Raw genomic sequence first — 6527 nt, forward strand, 5'->3', positions numbered from 1 at the left:
TATACCTTCGAACACCGCGCCGACGGCCACACCCTCGTCCTCACCGACCGCGTCGGCGGCCTCGGCACCATCGGCACCCACACCGATTGCCCAGTGATCTACCAACCCATGAGTGGCGGCGATGCCCCGGAACCGGCACTGACCCGCTTCCACTACACCGAACAGGTGCGCACCGCCGTGCAGGTGCAGCGCGACTATACCTTCACCCATCCGCGCTACAACCAGCAGCACACCGCCACCGGCGACCAGGACCTGAACAACCAACACAAGGACTACGAACGCTACAACTATCCCGGGCGCTACAAGCGCGACATCGCCGGCAAGCCCTTTACCAAGACGCGGCTGGCCGCGCTGCGCAACGACGCCAAGCTGGCCCATCTGGAAGGAGACGACGCGCGCCTGCAACCGGGGTTGGCGTTCGATCTCAACGATCATCCGCGCGAGGATTTCAATGATCGCTGGCGCACCATCGCCATCCAGCACGAAGGCAAACAGCACACCAGTTTGCAGGAAGAATCGTTTGGCAGCGGCCTCGGTACTTCTTACACCTTGAAGGCCACAGCTATCCGCTGGACCTCGGATTGGAAGGCGCCGTTGCGTGACAAACCCTGCATCGACGGCCCGCAGATCGCCACGGTGGTTGGGCCACCGGGGGAAGAGATTTATTGCGATGAATGGGGACGGGTGAAAGTGCAGTTCCCGTGGGATCGTTCGGACAAGAACAACGACCACAGCTCCTGCTGGATCCGCGTCACCCAGGGCTGGGCCGGAGCGACCTGGGGCTCCATGGCGATCCCGCGTGTGGGCCAAGAGCTGGTGATCAGCTATCTGGACGGGGATCCCGACCAGCCGATCGCCACTGGGACCGCGTACCGCGAGACCAACCTGCCGCCCTACCCGCTGCCCAAACACAAGACGCGGATGACCATCAAGAGCCGGACCCATAAGGGCGAGGGTTTTAATGAGCTGCGTTTTGAGGATGAGTTGGGGCAGGAGGAGGTGTTTATCCATGCCCAGAAAGACAAGAACGTTCATGTCAAGCACGACAACACGACGTTTGTGGGTAATAACCGCAAAGAAGAAGTAGGCAATGACGAGCAGATCACTGTCGGGAACGACCAGTCCCACGTGATCGGCCGGGACCACACGCTCTCGTCGGGACGTGACTATGAAACAACTGTCGGTCGGGATCGCAGTGAGCGGGTCGGCAACAACCGCTACGACACCACAACGGCCAATCACCAAAGCGAAGTGGGCGGTCACTGCCAGCAGACCATCTCAGGGCAACATCGTCTAACTGCCGGCCAAGGCATGCACCACACCACCACCGTCTATCAACTGCAAGCCAGTGAGCGTGTGGTCTTTCAGAGCCCCGGTGGCAGCCTCACGCTGGACGCGCAAGGCATCCACCTCAATGGCGTAGCGATAACCCTACGTGGCCCGATAACCTCCACGGCCCCAGGCGCCGGCCAAGCCCTGACCCTGCAATTGCAACCCGAGTCAGGGCAGACCTGCGTGGAGAAAAACCAATGACCCCGGGTAGCGTCCAGGCGTTCGTCGCCGAACAGCATGCGTCCGATGCAACGCTGTACCTGCTACTCGACCTCTTGGGCGACTGCGCCGCGGATGATCCATTACACATTGAGGCGCTGCGTCGAACGCTTGGCAATGACGCCGTCACGCCTGTGCATCGGCCCGATCTAATTCATACGCCATCGGCCTGCCCAGCGTTGGTGACCCTCGCTACGCCCGGCGTCTCGCCATCGCAAGAACTATTGGCGCGATCTGCCTTACGCGCGCATGAGGATTTGGATCGTAACAAACGTTACGTTTGCGGCTGGCTCAGTAGCAACGCCCCATCCTCGGACCTAAGCGCCCACATCGTGTCGCTAGGACAACTTCCCTTGGAGCACGGGCGAACGTATTTCCCGATACATGAGCCGTTGCGTCTGGAGTTGCTGGCTGGCACCTTCCGCAACAATAAGGGACCTTGGTGGCCGATCCGACACTGGTTGCTGCCCACCAGCAGCGGTACCGGCAGCGTATTGGTAGGCGTCCCCGAACGTCGCACCGCCCCGCATACCCGCACGACTGCCGTACAGCAGGATGCCCCCATGGTGTCTGCCCTGCTAAGCAGTTGGCGACGCGCCCTTCGCTTGCCGCTGACGTATGCCCCCGCCCGCTGGAACGGTTCTACTGCACTCCCGCCCCAAGCGGCGGCACAGGCCTTTATCCAGATCCAGCAAGCCCGCCAGTTGGGGCTTAGCCACCAAGACGACATCCTGACATTGGCCTTGCACCGCCTGATGCTGCATCCGCGCCTGCATCAGCACATCGGCGTTCGCGCCCTGATCGAGCAAGCGGTCCAAGGGCAAGCGCCGCTCAGCCACTTGTTAGCCCCTTACAACGACAACGCCTGGCAGCGGGCCGTGTCGGATCTGACCTATGCCGGAGCACTTCAATGACCTTGGGCACACAACTGAGCATCGCCATAGCCGAGACCGCCGCTTCAAAAGATCAATGCAAGGCCTGTCAACGTAAAGGGCTGCCCATCCTGCCATTGCGTCACGCGCTGGTGCCACGCTCACCCAATGAATCGGTGCGGCCGGATACCGTGCGTATTGATACCCGCATGGGCTTACGCACGTTACGCGCGGGTTACCTGTATGTATTGCTGGATCGCAAAATCTGGCAGGCCTATCAGGTCAGCCCGGACGGTTATCTACGTCAATTCAACCCCTACGCACCTGCGCCTGCCAACGAGACCCCACTGTCCGATGCTTGCGTCTCGGCCAATCACGATTGCCCGGCATCATTTCTCAACATCGACACCGACAAACACACCCAGGCGTGGCTGGCCTTTGCCAGCGACCCGTGGCCGGCCAGCGTGCTGGACGCGTATAAGGCCGGCCATGCTTCAGAGCGTTTCCACAAGCTCGACCTCGCCAGCGCACGCGACAACCCCGCCAGCGTGGGCCTAGCCATGACGGATGAAAACCTGCAAGTGGACAAGCAGGTTTACGAATACCAGCAACACCAGACGGCCCCATTGCCCATCACTACCGAACCCGATTGGCGCTTCTATGAGCATCCGCCGCAGAAGCCAACGTCAAGATTCGACAGCGTGCATGGTTTTCATAGCCGTGCCCATCGCCTGAGCGCGCTGAAGGGCTTCCTGCGCAACGCCATCCCACAGCAGAAGCTCCAACAAGGCGTCCTGGCGTTTGTACTGGATGACATCATCGGCCTGGTGCAGGAGTTCAACGACACCCGCAACCGCTGGATCCAGCAGCGACAGACCTGGATGAACGACCCGGACCGGGCTTATCAATACCAGACTTCTCAGTTACTGCTGGCTATTCGCGAAGTACATCGCGAACGGGCAGAAGGCCAAACGCCCCTACCGGCGTCTGTCGAGGCCATGACCGGCGATGGCCCACCGGTATTTTCCAGCCCTGAGCAGCAACGCGAGCGGATCGTGCAGAAACGCACCCTGGCCGCCAACCAGAACCTGGAGGAACGCTACGACGAACAAAGCCGTGCCCGGTTTCACCAACGCTATGAGCAAGAATGCGCGAACTATCAGCGTTACATCGACCAAAGCGCACACGCCTATGCGGCAGCGTGTCGCTCCAGCCTGTTTGCGTGTGTCGAGCAAAACGACTACGACGGCGATGATCGCCCGTCAGGAATGGCTTACAGCCAGACCATGGCGCTGTGCCTGGAGGGTGGCATCAGTGAAGCGCCCGCGACACAAGATGACGGCCATACCGCCTCCCTCTGGAGTGACTGGCTGAACGACCCACAGAGTCCGATCTACCGTGCCCTTCTCTTGCGTGACAAACGCTTGCTGGCCGACTTGTTGCCCAGTTTCAAGGCGACAGGCGATACCGACTGGAACGACAGTGGAAAGCTCTATTCCGCCATTACCAAGCTCATCGGCAACGACGACTTCAAGCACCATGTCCGCCCCCGTTTACAGCAAGCCATGGCACAGCTTCTCGGCGCCCTCAACGCCGCTGCCGCCCGCTTGCAACCGTCGCTCGGCCCTGGTGTGGAACGGGTCGTTTCGCGCATCAACAGCGCCAGTCAACTGCTGTACAGCGGTATTCATCTGACCGAGCTCAAGGTGAAGATGAAGCTAGGTGAATACTACGCCCTGCAATGCGAGCACCTGCGCAACCTGCAACGCAAGGCCGCGGATGCCATCGACCGCACCTGGGAAGGCCTAAAGGACGAGCTGGGCAAAATCGACGATGAGGCCCGCAAGACGCGCAAACAGGTGCGCCCGCTGATTCAGGGCGGCCTGCTGAGCCTGGCGGTGCTGGACCCCAAGATCGCCAACCTCAGCGTGACCATCAGCGTCTGGGTGGAAGGCCAGGTCAGCGAGCTACAGGACACTCTGATGCGCCAGGCCAACCTCGGCGTGGATCAGCTGGGTAAAGGTGCCCACGCTGCGCTGGTCGAAATCGCTGTTGGGGTTGGCACACTGGACCCGCAAGCGCGCAAGGTGCTACAGGGCGTCAAGGTGTCCTCGTACCTGGCGGCTCAATGGGTGCGTACCGGCTTTACCGGGCTGCGTGGCGCGGTCGGCAGTAGCGAGCTGTTGCTGGCGATGGGCGGGATGTACCTGCTTAGCGACTCGCTGAACAAGAGTCTCAAGGATGTAGAACAGGCGATGGGGGAGAAGGCTATTGAGGCCAGGTTGGCGTTGTATGGCAGTAGCTTGGGGGTGTTGGGGGGAGGCGTGGAAATCGTAGGTATCGCACTGGAAAAAGGGGCTGAGCAGGTGCAGAAGGTGAGCAGTTTGTCTACCCAGGGGATGAACGCCGCAACAGCGACTGCACGTTTGGGCAACGTGTTCGTACGGGCCGGGGGGAGTATTGCTGCTGTGGCGGGATTGTATGATGCGACGCGAGCGGGGTTTGCGGCTAGTCGTACTTCCAAAGCGGGTGATGCCTCTGCTGCGGGTTTCTATGCGCTTTCTACAGGATTTTCGGGCGCTGGAGCGATCTTTGGCATAACTGCCGCAGCCTATGGAAGCACAGCTTTGCTTGGCCCACTCGGGATAGCCATACTTCTCGGGTTAGCAGGATATGGTTTGTACAAATGGGCCGAAAGCGAAGAGTCGACACCTCTCGACCGCTGGGCTCGCCGTTGCTTTTTCGGCAAACATAACGAAGTCCCACCCATTCACTGGAACAAACCTGAACACGCCCACGTCGCCATTGCCGAACTCAATGCGGCTACCATAGGCGTACAGGCCGGTGTCAATTTTCGCTTGCGAATCGTCGATAGCGGCTCGCATGGCTGGGGCGGCCCCATGGGTAGCGTAGGCGCGCCGGTCCATGAACAGCACCTTGAGTATCGCCTGGTTCTGCCGCTCTTCGACGCCAACCGGTCGGCCTATCGCTGGTCACTAACGGTTCATCGTCACGGCGATGGCGCGGCCAACCAGTACACCGGCGGCGAAGTGCTGGCCGAAGGCGAGTTGAATCCCCCTATCCTGGCAACGGCAGGAAGCGAACGCCGAGCGGCGCTGGCCGTACCCAAACGCCCGAACAAGCCTGACTACCGGGCCGACAGCACCACACCCATCCAAGAAATACGCACCGTCGAATTGACCGACGCCAGTTCCCAGCAGGTCAAGGACATCAAAGGCGACATTGTACTGTTGCCCGACACCCGCCGGCACAACATTGAAGCGACGACCTTGTCGGTGACCTATTGGCCCGATCGCGACATCCCCGATGCCTATGCGGAGCTCGTCTTGATGGACAGCTTGTAAACCATGGGCGCCCGCACAAATGGTCTGCGCATTTTTACTCAGGGCCGACCATCGCTGACGCTCAGAAACAGCGTCCCTGCCCGTTGGTTACCCTGCTCGCTCGGTCACAGGCCTGGGTAGCAAGTGGCTCTCCCACAGAATCGGAACTGCTAATCATGCTATTTAAAACACCGTTACTCGATAAACCCGCTCCTGGCTGGAAGCGCGACCTGCCGGGGCCGAATGAGCCACCGTCCACTGACCCCTACCCCCCTGTACTTTCAAATCCCCCCAACCATATTGACGATGTATGCCTTGAACTGGCGCGCGCCACAGTTAGGACTCGTGGGATTGGTGTCTGGATGGCTCCTTGTATGTTCCTGTTTGCTCTCATCCCTCCCGTCGCTTGGACCGTTATCCTTATATCGACTGGAGATATACCCTCGTTTATATTTCATTTCTTCGGTCTCATCGGATTTATCACCCCCCTATGGGGAAGCGTGTTCATCTGGCGGATGGACACCGCCGCCCCCCGCGACGAACCCATCCGTTTCAACCGCTTGCGACGCAAAGTCTATGTCTATCGCTTCTGCCATAACGGCCTCAAGCCCTTCAGCCGCAGCGCCTGGGGCATACGGACCGAAGTCTATGACTGGGATGATCTGCGCGCCGAAGCTTGCAGCGTATACGGCCCCCTGGGCAGTGGCGGCCTCATCGAAACCGTCACCCTCGCCGTGGTGAAACCTGGCACCCACCACGT

Annotated in this window: 4 protein-coding genes; all 4 read left to right on the forward strand. The window is 60.3% G+C overall.

The window, feature by feature from the left end:
- On the forward strand, positions 1-1533 hold a 1533-nt coding region (locus tag AACY31_RS28040), incomplete at its 5' end, for a type VI secretion system Vgr family protein (RefSeq protein ID WP_339505545.1).
- A complete protein-coding gene (locus tag AACY31_RS28045) occupies positions 1530-2465 on the forward strand; it encodes a hypothetical protein (protein ID WP_339505546.1) in 936 nt (311 codons plus the stop codon). The genes AACY31_RS28040 and AACY31_RS28045, both read left to right, overlap by 4 nt.
- Complete coding sequence (locus tag AACY31_RS28050; RefSeq protein ID WP_339505547.1) at positions 2462-5788, forward strand: T6SS effector BTH_I2691 family protein; 3327 nt, start codon at positions 2462-2464, stop codon at positions 5786-5788. Before AACY31_RS28045 ends, AACY31_RS28050 begins: the two co-directional genes overlap by 4 nt.
- A 479-nt stretch (positions 5789-6267) precedes the next feature.
- Positions 6268-6527 (forward strand): DUF6708 domain-containing protein (locus tag AACY31_RS28055; protein WP_339505548.1); only part of this gene is annotated, 260 nt, incomplete at its 3' end.

This window comes from Pseudomonas sp. RL_105y_Pfl2_101 (assembly GCF_963970585.1).
Lineage (GTDB): Bacteria > Pseudomonadota > Gammaproteobacteria > Pseudomonadales > Pseudomonadaceae > Aquipseudomonas.